The organism is Streptomyces sp. W16 (genome assembly GCF_033194735.1).
In the GTDB taxonomy this organism is placed as follows: Bacteria; Actinomycetota; Actinomycetes; order Streptomycetales; family Streptomycetaceae; genus Streptomyces.
In genome coordinates this window covers 1-20,610 of record NZ_JAWOAI010000136.1, presented here as the reverse complement: position 1 = coordinate 20,610, position 20,610 = coordinate 1, and the positions used below count along the sequence as shown (strand labels likewise).

The window sequence follows — 20,610 nt, the reverse complement described above, 5'->3', positions numbered from 1 at the left end:
GCCCCAGTCACCGGAGATACGGCCCAGCGCCGGGAAGCGGGCGGTGCGGCCGTCGGGCCGCATGCCGACGCAGTTGATGCCCGCCCCGCACACGACGGCGACGCCCCGCGGCTCGGGGATGCCCGCCCGCAGCACCGCGAACGTGTCGTTGCGGACCGCCACACTCGTGCCCCACGCGCGCGCGTGCAGCGCGGCGGCCAACTGCTCCTCCTCCACGGGGAAGTCGGCGTTGGCGAGACAGGCCGACACATGCTCGACCGCGCTCACTCCGGCGTCCGCGAAGGCGCGGGCGACGGCTTCGGCGACGTTGTCCACGGCCGTGTCGATGCCCACGACCGGGGGCCGGAACCCGCCGCCGCGGGCCGTGGCGAGGACTTCTCCGTCGGCCGCCACGACCGCGACGTCGGTCTTGCTGTTGCCCGCGTCGATGGCGAGGACACTTGCGGTCAGGCCCACGCGAGGTGCTCCCGGTTGTGCGCGATCAGCTGGTCGGTCAGGGCTTCGGCGTACTCGTACTGGCCGATCAGGGGGTGCGAGAGCAGCGCCCGGAACACCCGGTCCCGGCCACCGCGCAGCGCGGCCTCCAGGGCGAGGTCCTCGTACGCCGTCACGTTGGCCATCAACCCCGCGTACAGCGGGTCGACTTCGGCCACGGCGAGCGGAGTCGGGCCCTTCGCGCCGACGGCGGCCTGCACCTCGATCACCGCGTCGTCCGGCAGGAAGGGCAGCGTCCCCTTGTTGTACGTGTTCACGACTTGGTAGGGGCTCCCGCCCCCGCCGAGCAGCGAGGCGGCCAGGTCCACGGCGGCTTCGGAGTAGTAGGCCCCGCCGCGCTTGGCGAGCAGCTCCGGCTTCTCGTCGAGGGCCGGGTCGGCGTACATCTTCAGCAACTCACGTTCCATCTCGGCCACTTGGGAGGCCCGGGACGGCTTGGTCCGCAGTTCCCGTACGACCTCGTCGTGCGCGTAGAAGTAGCGCAGGTAGTACGACGGGACGACGCCGAGCCGGTCGAGCAGCACCCGGGGCAGGCTCAGGTCGGCGGCGATGTCGTCGCCGAACTCGCCGAGCAGCTTGGGTAGTACGTTCTCGCCCTCGGGGCCGCCGAGCCGCACACCGGTCTCCCAGGTGAGGTGGTTGAGGCCCACATGGTCGAGGTGCACATCGTTCGGGGTGACCCCGAGGAGCCCGGCGAACTTCCGCTGGAAGCCGATCGCCACGTTGCACAGGCCAACTGCCTTGTGTCCGGCCTGGAGCAGGGCCCGGGTCACGATCCCCACCGGGTTGGTGAAGTCGATGATCCAGGCGTCCGGGTTCGTACGGCGGACCCGTTCCGCGATGTCGAGAACGACCGGCATGGTCCGCAGCGCCTTGGCGAGGCCGCCCGCGCCTGTCGTCTCCTGGCCGACGCAGCCGCACTCCAGCGGCCAGGTCTCGTCCTGCTCGCGGGCGGCCTGTCCGCCGACGCGGAGCTGGAGCAGCACCGCGTCGGCGCCCTCGACGCCGGCGTCCAGGTCGAACGTCGTGACGATCTTGCCGGGGTGCCCCTGCTTGGCGAAGATCCGGCGGGCCAACCCGCCCACCAGTTCCAGGCGTTCGGGCGCCGGGTCGACGAGGACGAGTTCCTCGACGGGCAGGGTGTCCCTCAACCGGGCGAAACCGTCGATGAGTTCGGGGGTGTAGGTCGAGCCTCCGCCGACCACGGTGAGTTTCATACGTGGTTAACCCTTCACTCCGGTGAGCGTGACGCCCTCGACGAACGCCTTCTGCGCGAAGAAGAACACGAGGATCACGGGGGCCATGACCAGCACGGTCGCGGCCATGGTGAGGTTCCAGTCGGTGTGGTGCGCGCCCTTGAACGACTCCAGGCCGTAACTCAGCGTCCAGGCACCGGGGTTCTCGGACGCGTAGATCTGCGGCCCGAAGTAGTCGTTCCAGGCGTAGAAGAACTGGAAGAGCGCCACGGCCGCGATACCGGGCTTGGCCATCGGCAGCACGACCCGTACGAGCGTCTTGAACTCGCCGCAGCCGTCGACCTTCGCCGCGTCCAGGTACTCGTTCGGGATGGTCATCAGGAACTGGCGGAGCAGGAAGATCGAGAACGCGTCCCCGAACGCCATCGGGATGATCAGCGGCCACAGCGTGCCCGAGAGGTCCAACTGCTTCGACCAGAAAAGGTACATGGGGATGATCACGACCTGCGGCGGCAGCATCATCATCGAGATGACCAGCATCAGCGACAGATTCCGGCCCCGGAAGCGGAACTTGGCGAGCGCGTACGCCACCGGGATCGACGATACGACGGTCAGGACGGTGCCGAGACCGGCGTAGATCAGCGTGTTCTTCCACCAGGTGAGGAAGCCCGGGGTGTCGAAGACCTTCTTGTAGTTGCCCCACTCCCAGGTGTGCGGGATCAGATCGCGGCTCAGGGCCTGGCTGTCGCTCATCAGCGAGGTCAGGAACACGAACACGAAGGGGAGCGTGAAGAAGAGGGCCGCGGCGACGCCGAGCGAGTGGACCGCGATCCACTCCATGAGCGCCTTGCGGCGGGCGACGCGCTCGGCGGGGGTGACGGGAGTGCGCAACTCCACTGGTTTGTCGAGTACTTGGGCCATGGTCAGTCACCTGCCAGGTTGAGGCCGCCCCGGCGCCGCATCAGGAACGCGGTGAACACCATCGACAGGGCGAACAGGACGAGTGCCACCACGCAGGCCGAGCCGTAGTCGAAGCGCTGGAAGCCGAGGTTGTAGACGAGCTGGGGGAGGGTGAGCGTGGACTTCTCCGGGTAGCCGGGCTCGAACTGCGTGCCCGCGCCTTGGATGACGCCCGACGCGACCTTCCCGGCGATCAGCGGCTGTGTGTAGTACTGCATGGTCTGGATCACGCCGGTGACGACGGCGAACATCACGATGGGCGAGATGTTCGGCAGCGTGACGTACCGGAACCGCTGCCAGGCCGAGGCGCCGTCCAACTCGGCCGCCTCGTACTGCTCTTGGGGTACGTCGAGCAGCGCGGCCATGAAGATGACCATGAGGTCGCCGATGCCCCAGAGGGCGAGCAGGGTGAGCGCCGGTTTGGACCAGGTGGGGTCGTTGAACCAGCCCGGGGCCGGGATGCCGACCTTCTCCAGGATCGAATTGACCGGCCCGGTACCGGGGTTGAGGAGGAACGCGAACGCCATCGTCGCGGCCACCGGCGGGGCGAGATACGGCAGATAGAAGAGCGTGCGGAAGACGCCCGTCGCCGTCTTGATCTTGGTGATCAACAGGCCGACGCCGAGCCCGAACACGACCCGGAGCGAGACCATCACCACGACCAGCCACAGCGTGTTGCGCATCGCGGGCCAGAAGTACGGATAGTTCTTGAAGACGTACGTCCAGTTCTTCGTCCCCACCCACGTCGGCGGCTTGAAACCGTCGTAGTGCATGAACGAGAAATAGACCGTCGAGATCAGCGGATACGCGAAGAAGACCGCGAAGCCGATCAGCCAGGGCGACATGAAGGCGAGTGTGCGAAGCGCCGACTTACGGCGCTTCGACGCCAGGGTAACTGTGCTCATGCTGGGGCTACTTCGCCTGCGCGATGTCGGTGTCGATCTGCTTGGCGGTGCTCTTCAAGGCGGAGTCCAGGTCCTTCACCTTGCCGCTCTCGTAGTCGTATCCGAGGTTCTGGATCGTCGTCAGATACACACCGCCGTTGATGGAGGCGGGACTTGTCGTCGAGTACTGGTTCGACGCGATGTCCAGGAAGGTCTTGAAGCGCGGGTCGTACTTCAGCTTCGGGGACTTGAGGGCGGCGAGGGTGGAGGGCACGTTGTGGATGGCGTTGGAGAAGCCGACCACCGCGTCCGTGTCCGTGGTGATGTACTTGACGAACTCCCAAGCGGCGTTCTGCTTCTTGCTGTTGGCGGCGATCCCGGTGATCGTGCCGGTGATGTAGCCCTTGCCGTACTGGGCGACCTGGTCGTCCGGGACGGGCAGCGGGGCAACTCCGATGTCCAGCTTGGGATTTGCGGCCGTGGCCATCCCCAGCCGCCACTCACCGTCGAGCTGCATCGCGACCTGACCGGTGTGGAAGGGGTGCTTGTCGCCCCACTCGTCGCCGAGCGTGGAGCGGTAGCTCTCCAGCTTCTTGAATCCGCCGAGTTCGTCGACCAGGTTCTTCTGCAGGGTGAATCCGGCCTTGAACGCGGGGTCCGTGGCGAGCGCCGACTTTCCGCTCTTGTCGAAGTACGTCGGCGAGAACTGCGCGAAGAGGTGCTCGGTCGTGGTCTCCCAGCCGTGGTAGTCCGGCATGAACCCGAGCTGCGAGTACGAGTCACCCTTGGTGATCGTCAACTTCTTGGCGTCGGCCTCGAATTCGGACCACGTCTTGGGCGGGTTGGTGATGCCGGCCTTCTTGAACTCCGTCTTGTTGTAGTAGAGCCCGTACGCGTCGCCCAGCAGGGGAGCGGTGCAGCGGTTGCCGTCGAACTGGGTGTACTCGTTCATCGCCTTCGGGAACGTCGTCTCCGGGTCGATGCCGTCCTTCTTGAAGAAGGGGTTGAGATCGACGAGGGCGCCCGAGGAACAGAACTTGCCGACGTTGTTCGTGGTGAACGACGAGATCACGTCGGGTGACTTGCCGCCGCCGGTGCGCAGCGCCTGGTTGATCTTGTCGTCGGTCATGTTGCCGACGACGTTCACATGGATGTTGGGGTGCGCCTTCTCGAAGCCGGCCACCAGCGACTTCACGGCGCTCAGCTCGGACGCCGCGCTCCAGGCGTGCCAGAAGTTGATGGTGACGTCCTTCGACGCGTCGTCGGAGGCACCGGACGAGGACTGGCCGGTACAGGCGGTGGCGAGCAGGGCGAAGGAGGCGGAGGCGGCGACTGCGACAGCCGCTTTCCGGGATGTTACGGACATCTTCCGGGACGTTCCGGGCATGGCAAGGTCTCCCAAGGGCGGGGCGGGGCGAGGTGGTTGGGGAAGCCGGGTGGGTCGGGGGAGCCGAACCCGGTCTGGGGGAACCGGAGTCGGCCGGTGGGATCAGCGCGAGGTGTCGAAGACCTCGTCGCGGGTCGTTGCCAGCGCGCTCTCCAACGCGCCGCGCAGCACGGGCTGTTCATGGACGTCGCCGACGACGAGCCGGGGCCGCGACGCCGCCAGCTCCTCCAACTCGGCCTGGACGAGGGCACGCAGAGGTTCGCCGCCCGCGGTCAGCGATCCACCGCTGAGGACGACGAGCTCGGGGTCGAGCACGGAGACGAGCGAGGCGAGACCGGTCGCGAGGTGGGTCGCGTAGATCTCCAGGAGCCGCCGCTGGGGCCCGGTGGTGTGGTCGGCGGCGGTGGCGACGAGGGCGGCGGCGACCTCGGCGTGGGGACCCGTCGGAATCTCGGTGATGCCGAGTTCGCGGGCGAGCCCGGGCAGGGCCTGCGAGCCGGCCAGTGCCTGGTAACCACCGCTGTTGGCCTTGGTCACCTGGCGGACCAGGGGCGCTCCCGGCACCGGCAGGAAGCCGACCTCGCCCGCGCCGCCGGTCCAGCCCCGGTGCAGCCGGCCGCCGAGGACCAGGGCGGCGCCGAGACCGCCCTCGTTCCACAGCAGCACGAAGTCGCCGTGCCCGCGGGCCGCGCCGAGCCGCTGCTCGGCTATGGCGACGAGGTTGACGTCGTTCTCGTACTCCACCGGCATCGGCAGCGCGGCGGCGAGTTCGTCGAGGAGCGTCGGCGAGTGCCAGCCCGGCAGGTGCGAGGCGTACCGCAGCCGGCCGGTGTTGGGGTCGAAGGCGCCGGGGGTGGCGATGACCAGGCGGTGGACGTCACCACGGGCCAGTCCGGCCGCCTTGACGGCCCCGTCGAGGGCGTCGGTGACCTGCCGCACGACGGGCTGGGCGGGCCGTCGGCCAGGGGTGGCGAGCTCGAACTCACCCACCGTACGGCCGGTGACGTCGGCGACGGCGGCGCGGATGCGCTCCGGGGTGACGTCGAGCCCGGCGGCGTGGGCGGCGCCCGGATTGACCACGTACAGCTGGGCGTTGGGCCCCGGCCGCCCCTCGCTGGTGCCCGTGGCGAGCACGAGTCCCGCCGCTTCGAGGCGGGCGAGCAGCTGGGAGGCGGTCGGCTTGGAGAGCCCGGTGAGCTTGCCGATCCGGGTGCGGGAGAGCGGGCCGTGTTCCAGGAGGAGGTCCAGGGCGGCGCGGTCGTTCATGGCGCGCAGGACGCGGGGGGTGCCCGGGGTACCCGTGCCCGGGGTGCCGGAGGTTCCTGCCATGTCGTACGCCACCTGCCTTTCGAACTCCCGAACCGCACAGCCTGTCACGTGATCACTGTTAGGAAAGTTTCCTATTGGGTGGGAGGAACGTAAGCCCGGGACGAAGGGGGCGTCAATAGACACCGCCCCCGAGGCAACAGACTCGTTACCTGCGGGGGCGGTGGGGAGGTGCGGGTGTTACCGGGTGTCGTGCCCGGCGTCCTACTTCACGTCGATGTAGTCACCGGCGGCGGTGGCCGCGCCGGTGGTGGAGGTGCCGGCGAAGACGTAGCGGAAGTAACCGTCCTTGGTCGCCTTCACAGTCGTCTTCAGTGCACCGCTCGTGCCGGTGGTGACCGTCTTGACGGTGGTGTAGGTGCTCGAACCCTTCGCCCGGAACTGCAACTTGGCGGGCTGGGACACGTAGCCGGTGTAGACCTCGTTCTCCCAGTCGGCGCGGGTCAGCTTGCCGGTGACGGTGATGGTCTTGCCCTTCTTCACCGGCTCGGGGGCGGCGTTGGCGGTGAGCTTGGCCGCCCGCTGCACCTTGACCTTCCCCTTGCCGCCCCAGGCCGCGAAGTCGGTCGACGAGCTGATCTTCTCGTCGGAGTCGTCGAGGTCGAGGTCGATGTGGCCGTAGAAACCGGCGGCGTTCCAGGTGGCCGCGTCGGCGGCCTCGTAGAGGCTCTCCTGCGGGTCGATCGTGATCGTGTCGGAGCAGGACTCGGTGACGGTGGTGTCCGTCGTCGCCGTCGTCGTGCAGGTCGGCGCGAGGGTGCTCTCGATGTCGTTGTCCATGTCGGCGAGCCGGCCGCGGTAGAGCATGATCCCCGCGAACGTCGTCTTGCTGTCGATGACCAGGTCCGACGGCCGCGTCAGCGTGTACGTCACGGGCACCTTCACCGCTGCGGTGGTGCCGACGACGATCGCCTTCCCCTTGTTGACCGTCACACCGGAGAAGACCAGATCCGGCGTGGCGGCCTGCGCGAGCGGCGCGGCCAGACCGGTCAGGGCCAGGGCACCGGTCAGGGCGGCACCGATGGCGAGCTTTCTCATTCTTGTCCCCACATTCGAAACGGACCCCTGGGCGTTGCGCTCCAGAACAAGGGCCCGTCGTGGGGTGACCTTAGGCATGAGGGGGCTGCGAGGGAAATGAGATCAACCTGTGAAGGTGATCGCATCACGGCTTCGTCACGATGGACAAAGCAGCAGGTGGGAGCGGGTGGCGAGGATTTGGCTGATCTGCCGCAATTGCGCCACTCGTTGGGCGCTTTTCGGCCGCTACGACTCTGCTCCCGAGGCCGATTCGTGATGTCGACGTCGGCCGCTGCCAGCCGCCTCACAGAATCCTGACTTTTGATCAACCCCGTTTGCGGGAGGTGGGAAACGGTGAGTAGGGAGCGGGCATGAGGGTGTGGGCGGGGTGCTGGCGGGAGGCGGCGTGTGTGCTCGCCGTACCCATGGTGATCCAGGTCGGCCTCCAACTCTGGGACCAGCGCGGCGGCGCCTGGGGCGCGGTGGGCGAGCGCCTGTCGGCATGGGCCGCCGTCAGCGTCGTATGGGCCGCCGTGGCATGGCTGTCCCTACGACACCGGGCGCGTACGTCCGGCATCACCCTCACCCCGGACGCCCTCACCGGCCACCAGACACGCCAACTCCGCGTGCCACGGCCCTCGGTGGGCTGGTCCGACCGGATGCGCACGCAACTGAAAGCGGCGGACCGCGCCTCCGTCGCGGCGGAGAAGGGCAGCGAGGAGATCTGGTTCCACTGGCGCCCGGGCCTCCGCAGGCACACGGTCTGGGGCTCGATCACCTTCGACGAGCCTTCGGGGACGGTGCGGCTCGACCTCCGTGAAGGCGCGGTCTACACGGGGGTCTCGGGGGTGCGGCGGGGGGCGTCTTTTGTTGCGCTGTGTCAGGTGGCGAGGGGGTTGGGGTTGGTGGAGGCGGAGAGTTGATGCGAGGGCGGGGGGATAGGGGGAGGCAGGAGTCCGCGACATGATCTGCGGGGCCGGCCCTACTCCCTTCTGCCCTTGCCGAGCGAGTCACCCAATGACTTGAACAGCTGTGCTAGCCGTGCCTCTGCTTCTGCGGGCGGTTCCGGGATGGGCGCGCCAGCAGCGATGTGCTCACCCATCAGCCACAGCACTTCGTACAGGTCCTCGGCGGTGTCGCGGTCGAGGCGCAGGGCAATGTCATCGGTCATGACCGCAAGCTATCGCCCGGAGGACGAACGCCGGGCGTCGGCCGTTTGCTCGCCTCACGTCTTCTGCCTCTTCAGGACACTCGTGTGCCTCTTCTGGACACTCGTGGCAAGATCGTCGACGGACCGACGCAGCTCTCGTTCCGACAGCGAGTCTTTGGTTTGGGGCCGAATCGCTCTACGTAGAGCGATGCTCCGGCACCTACGTCAACCGTGAGTTGAGCCTTCCAAGCGTCGCCGTACAGGACTTGGCGAGCAGCGGCACGCCCCTCGATCAACAGGTGCGGGTCTGCTCCAGGTTTGGGTGACAGGTTGACCTGCCCCACCATTTGGGCTCCAGGCTCGGTGACTAACCGGCAGCCGGGGTGGTGTCGTTCTCGGAGAGTAGTTCGTACTCGATGGGGGTGCGATGACCCAATGCTGAGTGTCGTCGCTGGCGGTTGTAGAAGATCTCGATGAACTCGAAGATCGCGTTGGCCAGTTCGACCCGGGTCTTCCACCGTTTGCGGTTGAGCAGTTCGATCTGCATCGAGGACCAGAACGACTCCATCATCGCGTTGTCCAGGCCGTCTCCGACGGTGCCGAACGACGGCAGAAGGCCGGCGGAGCGGATCCGCTCGCCGAAGACTCAGGAGGTGAACTGGGTTCCGTGATCGGCGTGAACGATCCCGCCTGGCTCAGGGCGGTGGTTGCGGATGGCCATGTCCAACGCGTTGACCACGAGGGTGGAGTCCTGTCTGGAGTCGATGGACCAGCCCACGATCCTGCGGCTGAACGCGTTCAGGACCGCCGCGCAGTAGACCCATCCTTCTCTGGTGCGGTGTTGCGTGATGTCGGTGACCCACAGCTCGTCGGGACGCAACCGATGGAACTTGCGATTGACCAGGTCCTCGGCGCTGACGATGCCACGCAGGCGCTTGACGCGCACCAGTCCGGGCAGGCCGTGGATCCCGGCCTGCGTCATCAGCACCGACACGGTCCTGGAGCAGACCTGGAGGCCCATGCCCAGGGTGAGCTCGGCGTGGATACGGCGGTAGCCGTAGGTGCCGCGTGAGGCGACGTGGACCTCCCGGATCAGCCCGGTCAGCCAGTCCCGCCGTAGCTGCCGCGGTGTGGTCGGTGTGCGCTTGTGCTTGTAGTAGTTCTGCCGGGCGACGTCAAGGATCCGGCAGCATCGGTCGACCGGTGCCCCGGCATCGACGAGTCGGTCGATCACCGGGTAGAGCCTTTTGGGCGGGGCTTGTCCTCGTCGAGGAACTTCGCCGCCTGCCGGACGATCCCCAGCTCGGTTTCCAGCTCACGGATCCGTCGGCGAGCGGCCCGCAGCTCAGCGGACTCGCTCGACGGCGTTCCCGGTCGCCGCCCGTTGTCGATGTCGTCTTGCCGCAACCACTTCGACAACGTGACGGGATGGATGCCGAGCTCGACTGCGGTCTGCTTGGCCTGCTTGCCGGCGCGGACCAGCACGATGGCACGTGCCCGGAACTCCGGAGGATAAGGGCGAGGCATGACTGCCAGCCTTCCGTGAAGGACTGTCAGTTAGCCGCCAGAACTGGAACCCAGGACCTGGGGCAGGTCAAACCTATGCCTGACCTCGCCGCGTCAATCCCAGAGCGAGCCTGTATAGGTCGGGCACTCTGTATCGACGTACGTCGTCTTGCGTGCCTTCGTAGATCTCCAAGAGGCCCACTTCGAGGGCGAGGTCTACACGCTCAGCAGCCGTTGGATCAACTGCCTCGATTTCGCCCGGCTCGATCGGGGTCCTCCGCAAGCTTCTAAGAGCTTCCACAACGCCATCGAGCTCTGGGAACTCCTCTTGCAGAGCGCCAAGTGCTTCGATACTGACCTTGTCAAGGCTAGGTACGAGAGCCCGCGGCCTCATGATGCTGCGGTCATAGCTGCTCCGCGCTTCCTCTCGCTTTTCCCATTGGACGGCCTCATGGAAAAGTTGGGAGAGCGAGCGCGGTCCGTGATCTCCTTGACCGTCGGCTAGACGGTTCCACACCCAGTTGCGCGTGAAGGTCGGCTTGCCTCCCTTCATTCGCTCTCCGACGAGCACATTCCAAGCGCGGCGCACCTCATCGTCACGCCAATCATCGACAGATGGACCGACCCGCGTTTCTGCGAGCATCTCTCGGTAGATCTCGCTACGAATGGCTTGCTTAAGCACGGTCTTGAAATAGTCGTTCTGATCCCGCCACATGAGCTGAACAGAGCGCCCGTAAAGATGACTCTTGTTCTCGAACCGAAGCTGCTGCCAGATGTCTACTCGGAGCATTACTTTGAAAGACAACGAAGAGAGCTGAGCTTCTGACTCTGTCAGGAAGGTCATCAAACCCGTGACAGCGCGAGTCCTTCTCTTCCGGCTCTCAGCGTTGTTTCCGAATCCAGTATCGAGGCCGTCAAAGAGCAGCATATGCCGGTTCTTTGCACTGCTGTTGATGTCTCTCAGCCATCTGGAGCCGAGAAGGCCAGCCATAGGACGGCTCATCATGTGCCTGATTATGTCGAGCGTGGACAGCTCGTCGTAGACGGCATCCAGAGACACTCTGCTGAGTTCAAATCTAGCGGGCGGGTCTGTGCGCTCCTCTGGCGGCAGGGCGAAGTATGCGGCTAGTGCCGTATAGCAGGGCCAGAAAGTTGTCCACGCGGATTCTCCTGGAAATTCCGATTCAACAATCTCCAGAGCTTCGGAGCCTAGGGTCCATTTGTAGGAGTTCCTGAAGGCGTGTGGGGAGAAAACGATGACTGGATTTTCGTCTTCGGGATACTTCTCCATGAGCCAGCGGAAAACGGCCGTTTTCCCTGTTCCCTTACGACCAATTACTAGGGGAGATCGAGCGTCAAGTGCTTGTTGCGCTACACGAGTATGCACAAAGTCATCAAGAAGACTGGTTTGCTGCTCTGCTGTGCCAGTGGAGAAGTCGAGTTGCTCCAGTACATCGTGCTTTCGATTTCTGCTTGAAGCCGAGAGCGCGTATGTCTGGGGAAGCAATTGCTCTAGCCAATCTGCCACGGCTCCGTAGGCTTCACGAGTCGCTACGCCATTGCTTACCTTGTCCCGGAAGGCGGTTTCTGGCGAGTAGCTTACGGCGTGAGTAATTTCGTCTGCTCGGAGGGAGTCGTATTCTTCAGGGCGGCGGATTTGGGCGTCACCGATCCACTGGTCGATCCACGTGACTGCGCGCGTCAGGACAGTATCCGCAGATGGTCCCGGAGGCACTGGGGACACGATGAACCGAGGCTCGGGCGTAAGTGGGGTGTCCGATGTAGCCCTACGGCTTTTAGCAGACATGAGAGCTTTGACGAGAAGTTCAGTCCCCCGTTCTGCCTGAGGATGGGGGTAGAAACAAATTACAGCTAGGTCTGATACGTCGAACAAAAGGGGTGCAGCAACTGGCGAGATGCCAGTGCGAGAATCAAGAAGAATCAGATCCGGATTAAGTGCTGAATCTTTCGCCAACTGCAATAGTTGGTGAAGTGGATTGTCCGCCTCTCTATACCAGATTTCAGGGTCCAGCAAACGAAGCTGATCGGCGTAGTCGCTACTGAGGTGCCCTGCTGGCAGGCAATAGAGCTCCTCGCCCTCATTGACTCGCAGTACGTGATCCCTGATGTCAACTTCATCGCCTCGCTCTAGCGCAAGGAGAAGTGGAAGCACTCCTTGATCTTCCCTAGGTTCGGGGCAGCCCAAGACGGTGGCGAGCCCCGGTGCTTCGAGATCCATGTCAATGCAAAGCAATCGACGTCCACGCTCGGACAAAATACGTGCAGCCGCTGCAAGCGAGGTTGTGCGCCCAACGCCGCCACGTAGAGAATAAAAGGTGACGATGGCTGGGAGTTCGATGTCCTGGTCGAGGTCGGTGGCAAATGTGAGCTCATCGTCTGAGATTGGGCGGCTCAGAACTTTATGCCAAAGAGGCATTTGGCCGGTAGCTTCGCTGAATGGTGGGCCGTACCATTCTTCTTCGCTGGGAGTAATTAGCTCGGCAGTCGATACAAGATTAACCACTCCCTTGAGGAGCAACTTACGTCGCTCTGAATCATTTAGAGAATCTAGTGATTCGTTAACCACTCGAACCAGGTAGGATCCAAATCCGTCTTCAGCGACATAAACTTGAGCATCGGTAAAACCGGCGGAACGGACGTTATCTTCGATCTGCTGTCGGATAGATCGACTAGTAATGGCCTCGCCGGTCATCGCCTTCCTCCTCTGTTGTGCGGGCGAGCGTAACGAATTCGAGTAGTTACGAATGATGCTAGTTCTTGTGCTCCGCGGAGGAGATCCTCTGCTGAGTGGCCGTCAGGCAAGTTTGCGCTATATCTTAGACTCGTAGTCCATGTGTCCATGAAGGCCTTCTTGTGGCCTCTTAGGTCCTGGCTTCTGAGTCCAGCAGTATCCCAGAGCCCTCGAAGGTCATGTCCAGCCGAGCCTGATCGAGGAAAGGGTTTACCCATTCTGTGCAGGAGAGTTTTAAGTTTGCATTCGACAACGTATCCAACCAAGTAGACAGCGCCGCACATATGGTCGTGCTCTTGTAGCAGCTTGGCTTCCCGCTGGCGTGCTCGTGCTGCATCCTCTAGCAAGATACCGTCCCCCCTGCCATGATCCTTGGCAGTCTAGCGGCGATTGCTGATCCTGGGCTTCGGCGGCTGCTGGACTCGTCTGCTGTGAGGATCAGAAGGGATGCGCCGAGGTTCACCTCGGGTCGGTGGAGTCTTAATGACCGAGTCAAGCCCGCGGGGTGCCGTCCATTGGGTGAGGGCGGTGCCCGTCCCGGATGGTGTGGAGAGCGGCCCGTAGCGCTTCAAGCTCGGCACGGGGGAAGGGACGTCCCCACTGGGATGCATAGCCCTCTTCGCCGAGGTCGTGGGTGACCTGGTCGAAGGCACGAAGTGCCGCTCTCCTGAGGGCCGTGATCGTCTGACGGCTGGACCAGAGGACAACGCCTGAGTTGTCGGGCGTCTGAGAGTTGTTGGCTCTCAGTAGGCGGATGTCGGCGTCAGTCCCTTCACGGCGGAAGAGCCATCGGTAGACCTGCGGCTCGCCCTCGAACTCGGCCCGAGCCTCCTTGTCCATCAGCATCAGTCTGGTGACCGCGCGCAGGAACTGTTCGGGCCCGTCGGTGACGTACGAGGCGAAGACCTCCGCTTCGCTCTGGTCGTCAGTTACCGTGCAAAAGGCCCAGCCGTGATGGCGCAGCGTCCAAGTGATCGTGAGCGGACTCATGGGCACCCCCTGATGGTGCCGCCTGCACTTTACTTTGATGCCCGCGGCCTGCCTTGGGGCAGGGCGACGTGGCTGCCGTTGTTAGGGTCGGGGTGGTGTTGAGGTCAACTGCCCAGCGCGCATCGTCGGTCAGCGCAAGGACCTGGTCCAGGCCGGCCAGGATCGTGGCCTCGTCGTTGCTGACCTTCCTGCTCCAGACCGGCCTTCCGGTGTTGTCGACCGCTACCCACCAGTGGTGGGCCTTGCTGGCGTTGATTCCGACCCAGGCGTCGATTCCGACCCATAGGCAGGGAAGTTGCGTGGTCATGACCGTCTCCTCGGCCGTGGCGAACGTGCAGGTTCAGCCCGGAGACACCCCGCCGTCAGCTCGGTAAACAGCGACCGATGCGCACATCTCAATCAGCGGCCAGGCGTCCCGAAGAGCGGGGCGGCCACTCCACCGGAGCCACTTGGGCAAGCGACTTTAGAGCCACACCCCGCTCTTCCGGACTGCCAACCAACTTACGGAGCGGCTTTGGGGGCATGTCAGGGGGGCGGCCACGTCTCGTATTTCCTGCGGCTGGCTTGCCTCGACCGGTTCACCGGTGAAGTCGGCCGTCTCTACGGCTCTGACGTAGCAGACGTCGACTACGGCCGACTTGCCGAAACCGCGATCCCTGGCCCACTGCCGATTTCTATCTGCAGCCGCGCCCCGAGCTACGAACGGTGACGCTCCCGCTGCGTCAGTGCAGGACTGCGGTGAACCGCGTCCAGGTGGTGGGGGCCAAGCGGAGTATCGGACCGCCCGGGGTCTTGGAGTCGCGGATGGCTATCGTGCCGGGGATGTTGCGTGCGACTTCGAGGCACTCGCCGCTGCCACTGCTGTAGCTGGACTTCACGAAGTCGAAGCCGTTCGTCACTGCATGTCCTCGCTGATGCTCTCGATCAGGCTGAGCGAGTCCTTGGGGGCCAGGCTCAGCCGTGCCGTGCGTTCGAAGAACGAACTGTACGTCGAGCTTTCGGCGTCGTTCTCGACCCATACGGTAGCCGCGATGCTGTCGACGTGGACCACGTCCACCGCCTCGGTCTCGGCGAAGGAGATGATGTTGAACGAGCCCGCCATGCACGCGTGGCCGCCGGCTCGGAATGGCAGGACCTGGAGGCGGACATTGGGGAGTTGGGCCGTCTTCAACAGGTGCTGCAACTGCGCGCGCATGACCTCGGGGCCGCCGACCTGCTGTCGTAGCGCGCCTTCTCCGATCACCGCGTAGACCTGGAGTGGCTCGGGCGCCGAGAGGCGAGCCTGCCGCCTCATGCGGACGTCGACGAAGCCCTCGATCTCGTCGGGGTCCTGCCACAGCCCCTCACTGACGACCACCCCTCGCGCGTACTCGGGTGTCTGCAACAGGCCGGGTACGAAGGCCTGTTGCCAGGTCCGCACGCGGGTCGCCGCATCCTCCATCGCGATGTACTCGGCCATGGCCTCCGCCTGTGGCGAGTGCTGCCACCATCCCTTGGCCTTCCGGCGTTCGCGGTCGAGTTTCGCCAACTCCAGTAGTCGGGCTACGGATTTCGGCTCCGCCAACCCGTAGAACTCGCACAGCACCCGGATGTCGGGATCCCGCATGGGCACCCAACCCCGTTCCATCTTCACGATCTTCGAGTTGGTCGCGCTGATGGTCTCGGCGGCCTGTTGCTGGGTCTTTCCGGCGGTGTCGCGCAGGCGCAGCAGCTCACTACCGAGCTTGCGTCCCAGCACAGTTGACGCCCTGTTTCCCAGTTCAGCTGATCGGTTCACGGCCCAAGTGTCGCTCTGTCGCCGCCGCGAGTCGACGACTTTGGCTTCGCGGAGACAATTGTCTCCGAACGACTTGTGCCCGAGCTAACTGGATCGCTACGGTCGGTGCTCGTCAGCTAACTCTGCGGCGCTCATTTCTGAGCCCACCGCACACGGAGGTGTGCCATGACCGAACCCCCCACAGCCCGCGACGCCGACCCCGTCCCCCACGAGGACCGTCTCGACTACACCCCCCTCGCCCGCAGCGTCACCCTCGCCCGTCGTCGCGCCGCACGGCTCGTCACGGAGTGGGGGCACCCTGGCCTCGCCGGAGACGTCGCGGTCGTCGTGTCCGAGTTGATGAGCAACGCCCTGCTGCACGGCAGCCTGCGGGATCGGCTCATCCGGGTGCGGATCACGGCCACCGGTGTCGTTCTTCGCGTCGAGGTCAGCGACCCGCGCGGCGAACGCCTGCCGAGCCCTTGCTCCGTAGACGACACGGATCAGTTCGGTCGGGGATTACTGCTGGTCGGGGCCCTGTCCCACCACTGGGGGTGGGAGCCACGGTCTGTCGGCAAGACCGTCTACGCGGAGTGGGTGCTCAGCCCTGACCCGGCTATGGCGAATCCGTTCATGGGCGCGAGGGAGTGACAGGAATGGCGCTGGCGTGGGCACGTGCCACAAGGGCGCTCGGTGAGCGGAAGGGGCGGCCGATGACCATGCCGTACGCGGAGGGGGGCGCTCCGTTGATTCCTCGCCCCGATCTCACGCTTCCGGCGCTTTGGCAAGCTGTCGCCGCTGTTGCCCCCTCCCGGCTCCCTGAGTTCTTCGAGGACCTGCAGAAGGCGTTCGTGCGGGCCGGGGACGAGGACAGTGTCGTACCGATCCGGATGTTCTACCGGGAGTGGGGTGTGGTCGTCGAGATCGAGCGCCACCCGGAGACGGCCCGTCGACTGCAAGCCGCTGAAGCGGCGATCGGCAGCGCCGACCCCGCTCTACGCGACCGTGCCATCCGTGAAGCCGGGGAGATCGCCCGCGCCGCGCACCGCGAGGTCGCGGGTGGCTGACCGGCACTGGGAGCTGTTACAGGACGACATGCTGGACGGACTCCCGGATGCGGCCTGTGCCGAGACGGAGCGGCTGGCCAATGAGATCGCCGCTCGGACAATCCCCGTGCGGTCCGGTCGCCCCGCGTGATAGTCCTCGCTGCCATGAGCGATCTTGTGACAGCACGACTCGTGCTTCACCCGATGACCGTCGGCGAAGCCGAGCGAGTGGTCGCGGGTGAGCCGGGCAGCGGTGACCGGTGGGGGCCCGGATATCCCACCGACGGGGACGTGTTCGCCGCCAGGCGCTTCCTGGGTACCTGTGCGGACATCGGTGATCCCCAGCCGTTCGGCAACTACGAGATCCGTCGCCGGGACGACGGCCGGGCGATCGGCGGCCTTGGCTTCCACGGCCCGGTCGACGCGGACGGCAGCGTCACGATCGGCTACGGCATCGTCCCGTCGGCCCAGGGGCAGGGATACGCCTCCGAAGCCCTCCGCGCGCTGCTGCAGTTCGCGCGGGCACACGGAGTTGCGTGTGTGAAAGGCGACGCCGATCACGACAACGTCGCATCCCACCACGTCATGACGGCGGCGGGCATGCGGCCGGCCGGGCAGGACGAACGCGTCAGGTACTTCGAGATCACCTGGGCCGACGCGACGCCGACGGGTGAACTGTCCTGGTACGGCGTCCGGTGCGTGTTCCGGCATCGCGAACTCGGGGTCTACGAAGAGCGGTTGACCCTGTGGCGGGCCCGGTCGCTCGACGAGGCCATCGGGCGTGGGGAGTTGGAGGCGCGCGAGTACTGCGTGGGCCTCGACGCCGTCGAGTACGCCGACTTCGCCGAGGCGTACCGGATGTTCGACGAGCCGGGGGAGGGCGCCGAGGTGTTCTCCCTCATGCGGGAGAGCGGGTTGCCGGCCGACGAGTACGTGGGGCGGTTCTTCGCTACGGGCGCGGAGCGGGCGGGAGGCTGAGGCGCGTCCGTGGGCCTGGCTTCGGGCTCAGATCTCCATGAAGGGTGCCGTGTCCAGGGTGGGATACGGGGTCGGGAGGACGAGGGGATTGCCCAGGCCGACCTTGGACTCGGCGTCGTAGTAGGCCTCTTTGGGGTCGTCGCTGGGGAGGACGGGGGCGGTGTAGCAGTGGGCCGTCTTGGTGTTGCGGTTGATTAGGACGTAGATCGGGACTCCGGCGGCGGCGTAGGTACGGAGTTTCGGGCCGGTGTCCGTCTCGTGATTGGTGGACGTGACCTCGCCGACCAGGGCGATCATGTCGATGGGGTACCAGCCCCTGTGGGCCTTCAGATATGAGTCGTCGAGCTCGCTCGGCCTGCGGCGACGGACGTAGAAGTCCGGGATGAGCAGGGCCATCGTGGTGCCGTCCTTGTGGGCTGCTCGATAGCCGTTGCCCATGCCCACGAGGCGGTGTCCGGCGACGCGGAACTGGAAAAACAGCTCCCCGGCGCCGTCGTTGTGATTGTCGTTCGGTGCCGGTGGCACGATGGCCATCCCCTCGACGTACTCGGGTCGAATCGGCGTCGTCGACGCCTCCTCGATCGCGATCAGCAGATCGATGGGGTCCTGCTGGGTCTGCGTCATGACCGGCTCCATGATGGGTTCGGCGCTCATCGATGCTTCTCCCTCGTCACGCTGCTGCCAGGCTACGCCCGTGCCGGGTGCCCCGGCAGAACCATGGGCCGTCCGGTGGGCCCATGACCTGGGATTCCGCACGCGTTCACTCGAACGAGTGTGCTGAACCGTTCCGTCCGCGCCCGGCCCCGTACGCCCCCTGCACCCCCGTACGCCTACCGCCCCGTCGGCCGCTGCGAAGCAATGGGCGAAGTGGCCGCCACCTGCGGTGAGTCCGAGTTGGAGTACACCGACGGGGCCGCGACCGACTCCGTCGGGTCGGCCTGGTCGTCGACCGGGTCGGCCGTCGCGCCGCCGACGATGCGGATGTTCGCCTCGTCGAAGGCGCGCTTGATGCGCCAGCGCAACTCCCGCTCCACGCCGACCGACTTGCCCGGCATCGTCTTCGCCGAGACGCGGACCACCATCGAGTCGATGAGGACGCTGTCGAGGCCGAGGACCTGGATCGGGCCCCACAGCAACTCGTTCCAGGGCTCTTCCTTACTCATGCGCTCGGAGACCGCGTCGAGCGTGGCCTTCACCCGGTCCAGGTTTTCCGAGGCCTTGACGGTGACGTCGACGCCCGCCGTGGCCCAGCCCTGGGAGAGGTTGCCGATGCGCTTGACCTCGCCGTTGCGGACGTACCAGATCTCGCCGTTGTCGCCGCGCAGCTTGGTCACGCGCAGGCCGACCTCGATGACCTCGCCGGAGGCGACCCCCGCGTCGATCTGGTCGCCGACGCCGTACTGGTCCTCAAGGATCATGAAGACGCCGGAGAGGAAGTCCGTGACCAGGTTGCGGGCGCCGAAACCGATCGCCACGCCCGCGACGCCGGCGGAGGCGAGGAGTGGGGCGAGGTTGATCTCGAAGGTCGCCAACACCATCAGTGCGGCTGTGCCCAGGATCACGAACGACGCCACCGAGCGGAGGACCGAGCCGATCGCCTGGGAGCGCTGGCGGCGGCGTTCCGCGTTGACCAGGAGGCCGCCGAGCGCCGTGCCGTCCACCGATTCGACCGTTCGGTTCATCCGGTCTATCAGCTTGGTGATCGCCCGCCGCACCGTCATTCTCAGGACCGCCGCGATCACCACGATCAGCAGCACCCGCAGACCTATCGCCAGCCAGGTGGACCAGTTCTGCTCCACCCAGCTGGCGGCATTGGTCGCGCTCTCCTGGGCGTCCTGGAGCGAGGGCACGGTCACCGTGGTCTCCGAGGGGCTCGGGGACGGCGACGGCGAGGCGGCGGCCAGTAGGACGGCGGACAAGGACACGGCAGGTACCTCCAGGTGCTGCGGTCCGCCCCCGGCGCTGCGGTCAAGGTCGTACACGTCTTCGTACACGCGGTTCTAGGTCACGAATAGGTCACCGTAGGGGCAGGCCCACCACACTATCGGGGCAACGCGTGAGGATTGTTGCCCTGTTCAGGGGAGAGGCTGTGCTCAGCCGGGAAAGAACAGGTGGGACGAACCCACGGCCGTCCTGGGGATGAATCACATGTGGTCGAAAACACTCCCAGCCCGTTACCGGGACATGGTGGCGCTTCCACCAGGCATGAGGGGAGACTGACTACAGATCGTCCCGGCGCGAGCCACGCGCCGCCGACGCACAAGGAGGCATCCGTGCCGCATGTCCTGGTCCTCAACGCGTCGTACGAGCCACTCGGCGTCGTACCGCTCCGCCGCGCGCTCGTCCTCGTCCTGGAGAACAAGGCTGTCTCCCTGGAGGAATCCGGCGCCTATATGCACAGCGCAACCGTCACAGTCCCCGCACCCAGCGTGGTCCGGCTCAAGCGATTCGTGCGGGTTCCCTATCGGGGGCCCGTTCCTCTTACCCGGCGGGCGCTGTTCGCGCGCGACGGGGGCCGGTGCATGTACTGCGGTGGCGTCGCAACCAGCGTCGACCATGTCATTCCGCGCAGCCGCGGGGGCAAGCACGCCTGGGACAACGTGGTGGCGTCCTGCCGGCGCTGCAACCACACGAAGGCCGACCGACATCTCTTCGAGATCGGCTGGCGGCTGCGCCACAAACCCGCCCCACCCACCGGCCTGGCCTGGCGCATCATCGGGACCGGGCATAGGGACCCGCGCTGGCTGCCGTACCTGCAGCCATACGGCGCGGAGGACGCGATGGCCCGGATCGACGGCATCTCCGCCTGACGATCCGGGCTTTTGTGTACCCCACAACACCCGGTTCCGTACGACGGTACGGAGCGGTCCGCCCCGGGAGTCCCCTGTGCCCCCGGGGCGGACGGTCATGCGTAGCGCAGTTCGCCGGGACGCACCGAGCGGCGCAGCAGCGGCAGTGACGTGGCCGCCGCCAGCAGACAGGCCGCGTACACGCCGACCGGGACCAGCAGCGCCTCGTACGGCACCGGCACGTCCGTGTGCCGCGAGACGGCGGCGGCGTACCAGAAGCTGATCGCCGTACCGCCGAGGCCCGCCACCGCGATCGCGGGGAGCAGTGGCAGCGCGGTCTCCAGGAGCAGCGCCCGGGCCAGTACGGAGTGCGGCACC

19 protein-coding genes and 3 pseudogenes are annotated in these 20,610 nt (G+C 65.8%); 5 read left to right on the top strand and 17 right to left on the bottom strand.

Going from position 1 to position 20,610, the window contains the following annotated elements:
- The 7 genes from R6V09_RS19835 to R6V09_RS19805 all read right to left on the bottom strand — a co-directional run.
- A partial coding sequence (locus R6V09_RS19835; protein ID WP_317882746.1) for a BadF/BadG/BcrA/BcrD ATPase family protein occupies positions 1–456 on the bottom strand: 456 nt, incomplete at its 3' end.
- Positions 447–1,712 carry a 6-phospho-beta-glucosidase gene (locus tag R6V09_RS19830; RefSeq protein WP_317882745.1) on the bottom strand — a complete coding sequence of 422 codons (1,266 nt, stop codon included), beginning with the start codon at positions 1,710–1,712 and terminating at the stop codon, positions 447–449. The genes R6V09_RS19835 and R6V09_RS19830, both read right to left, overlap by 10 nt.
- A gap of 6 nt (positions 1,713–1,718) precedes the next feature.
- Positions 1,719–2,612, bottom strand: a complete 894-nt coding sequence (locus R6V09_RS19825) for a carbohydrate ABC transporter permease (protein WP_317882744.1) — start codon at positions 2,610–2,612, stop codon at positions 1,719–1,721.
- A 2-nt stretch (positions 2,613–2,614) separates the two neighbouring features.
- Positions 2,615–3,556: a carbohydrate ABC transporter permease gene (locus R6V09_RS19820; protein ID WP_317882743.1), complete on the bottom strand. Its 942-nt coding sequence runs from the start codon at positions 3,554–3,556 to the stop codon at positions 2,615–2,617.
- A gap of 7 nt (positions 3,557–3,563) precedes the next feature.
- Positions 3,564–4,901 carry an ABC transporter substrate-binding protein gene (locus R6V09_RS19815; RefSeq protein WP_317882742.1) on the bottom strand — a complete coding sequence of 446 codons (1,338 nt, stop codon included), beginning with the start codon at positions 4,899–4,901 and terminating at the stop codon, positions 3,564–3,566.
- Between the two features lie 123 nt (positions 4,902–5,024).
- A complete protein-coding gene (locus tag R6V09_RS19810; RefSeq protein ID WP_317882741.1) occupies positions 5,025–6,251 on the bottom strand; it encodes an ROK family transcriptional regulator in 1,227 nt (408 codons plus the stop codon).
- A gap of 201 nt (positions 6,252–6,452) precedes the next feature.
- Entirely contained in the window at positions 6,453–7,286 is an 834-nt protein-coding gene (locus tag R6V09_RS19805) for a hypothetical protein (protein WP_317882740.1), read from the bottom strand.
- Positions 7,287–7,636: 350 nt separating this feature from the next.
- Between R6V09_RS19805 and R6V09_RS19800 the strand changes: the two genes are divergently transcribed.
- Positions 7,637–8,188 carry a hypothetical protein gene (locus R6V09_RS19800; RefSeq protein WP_317882739.1) on the top strand — a complete coding sequence of 184 codons (552 nt, stop codon included), beginning with the start codon at positions 7,637–7,639 and terminating at the stop codon, positions 8,186–8,188.
- Between the two features lie 59 nt (positions 8,189–8,247).
- On the opposite strand, the gene R6V09_RS19795 is transcribed toward R6V09_RS19800, so the two are convergent.
- The 7 genes and pseudogenes from R6V09_RS19795 to R6V09_RS19765 form a co-directional block, all read right to left on the bottom strand.
- Complete coding sequence (locus R6V09_RS19795) at positions 8,248–8,436, bottom strand: hypothetical protein (protein WP_317882738.1); 189 nt, start codon at positions 8,434–8,436, stop codon at positions 8,248–8,250.
- A gap of 346 nt (positions 8,437–8,782) precedes the next feature.
- A pseudogene (locus tag R6V09_RS19790) lies at positions 8,783–9,942 on the bottom strand (IS3 family transposase).
- A gap of 73 nt (positions 9,943–10,015) precedes the next feature.
- On the bottom strand, positions 10,016–12,634 hold the full coding sequence (locus R6V09_RS19785) for a tyrosine-protein kinase family protein (protein WP_317882737.1): 2,619 nt from the start codon (positions 12,632–12,634) through the stop codon (positions 10,016–10,018).
- Positions 12,635–13,165: 531 nt separating this feature from the next.
- A complete protein-coding gene (locus R6V09_RS19780; protein WP_317882736.1) occupies positions 13,166–13,663 on the bottom strand; it encodes a hypothetical protein in 498 nt (165 codons plus the stop codon).
- Positions 13,599–13,970, bottom strand: coding sequence for an IS110 family transposase (locus R6V09_RS19775; protein WP_317882735.1), 372 nt, complete (start codon positions 13,968–13,970; stop codon positions 13,599–13,601). The genes R6V09_RS19780 and R6V09_RS19775 overlap by 65 nt, the downstream gene beginning before the upstream one ends.
- A gap of 415 nt (positions 13,971–14,385) precedes the next feature.
- Positions 14,386–14,562 (bottom strand): DUF397 domain-containing protein, encoded by a 177-nt coding sequence (locus R6V09_RS19770; RefSeq protein ID WP_317882734.1) that lies wholly within the window; start codon positions 14,560–14,562, stop codon positions 14,386–14,388.
- On the bottom strand, positions 14,559–15,440 hold the full coding sequence (locus R6V09_RS19765) for a helix-turn-helix domain-containing protein (RefSeq protein WP_317882733.1): 882 nt from the start codon (positions 15,438–15,440) through the stop codon (positions 14,559–14,561). Before R6V09_RS19765 ends, R6V09_RS19770 begins: the two co-directional genes overlap by 4 nt.
- Positions 15,441–15,605: 165 nt before the next feature.
- Between R6V09_RS19765 and R6V09_RS19760 the strand changes: the two genes are divergently transcribed.
- The 3 genes and pseudogenes from R6V09_RS19760 to R6V09_RS19750 all read left to right on the top strand — a co-directional run.
- Positions 15,606–16,070 carry an ATP-binding protein gene (locus R6V09_RS19760; protein ID WP_317882732.1) on the top strand — a complete coding sequence of 155 codons (465 nt, stop codon included), beginning with the start codon at positions 15,606–15,608 and terminating at the stop codon, positions 16,068–16,070.
- A gap of 5 nt (positions 16,071–16,075) precedes the next feature.
- A complete protein-coding gene (locus R6V09_RS19755; protein ID WP_317882731.1) occupies positions 16,076–16,486 on the top strand; it encodes a hypothetical protein in 411 nt (136 codons plus the stop codon).
- Positions 16,487–16,630: 144 nt separating this feature from the next.
- A pseudogene (locus R6V09_RS19750) lies at positions 16,631–17,122 on the top strand (GNAT family N-acetyltransferase); the annotation flags it as partial.
- Between the two features lie 348 nt (positions 17,123–17,470).
- On the opposite strand, the gene R6V09_RS19745 reads toward R6V09_RS19750, so the two are convergent.
- Both R6V09_RS19745 and R6V09_RS19740 read right to left on the bottom strand, forming a co-directional pair.
- Positions 17,471–18,097 (bottom strand): Uma2 family endonuclease, encoded by a 627-nt coding sequence (locus tag R6V09_RS19745; protein ID WP_317882730.1) that lies wholly within the window; start codon positions 18,095–18,097, stop codon positions 17,471–17,473.
- 176 nt (positions 18,098–18,273) lie between these two features.
- Positions 18,274–19,368 carry a mechanosensitive ion channel family protein gene (locus tag R6V09_RS19740; protein WP_317882729.1) on the bottom strand — a complete coding sequence of 365 codons (1,095 nt, stop codon included), beginning with the start codon at positions 19,366–19,368 and terminating at the stop codon, positions 18,274–18,276.
- Between the two features lie 348 nt (positions 19,369–19,716).
- Between R6V09_RS19740 and R6V09_RS19735 the strand changes: the two genes are divergently transcribed.
- Positions 19,717–20,253: an HNH endonuclease gene (locus tag R6V09_RS19735; RefSeq protein ID WP_019065631.1), complete on the top strand. Its 537-nt coding sequence runs from the start codon at positions 19,717–19,719 to the stop codon at positions 20,251–20,253.
- A 95-nt stretch (positions 20,254–20,348) separates the two neighbouring features.
- On the opposite strand, the pseudogene R6V09_RS19730 reads toward R6V09_RS19735, so the two are convergent.
- Positions 20,349–20,610, bottom strand: a pseudogene (locus R6V09_RS19730) (ABC transporter permease); the annotation flags it as partial.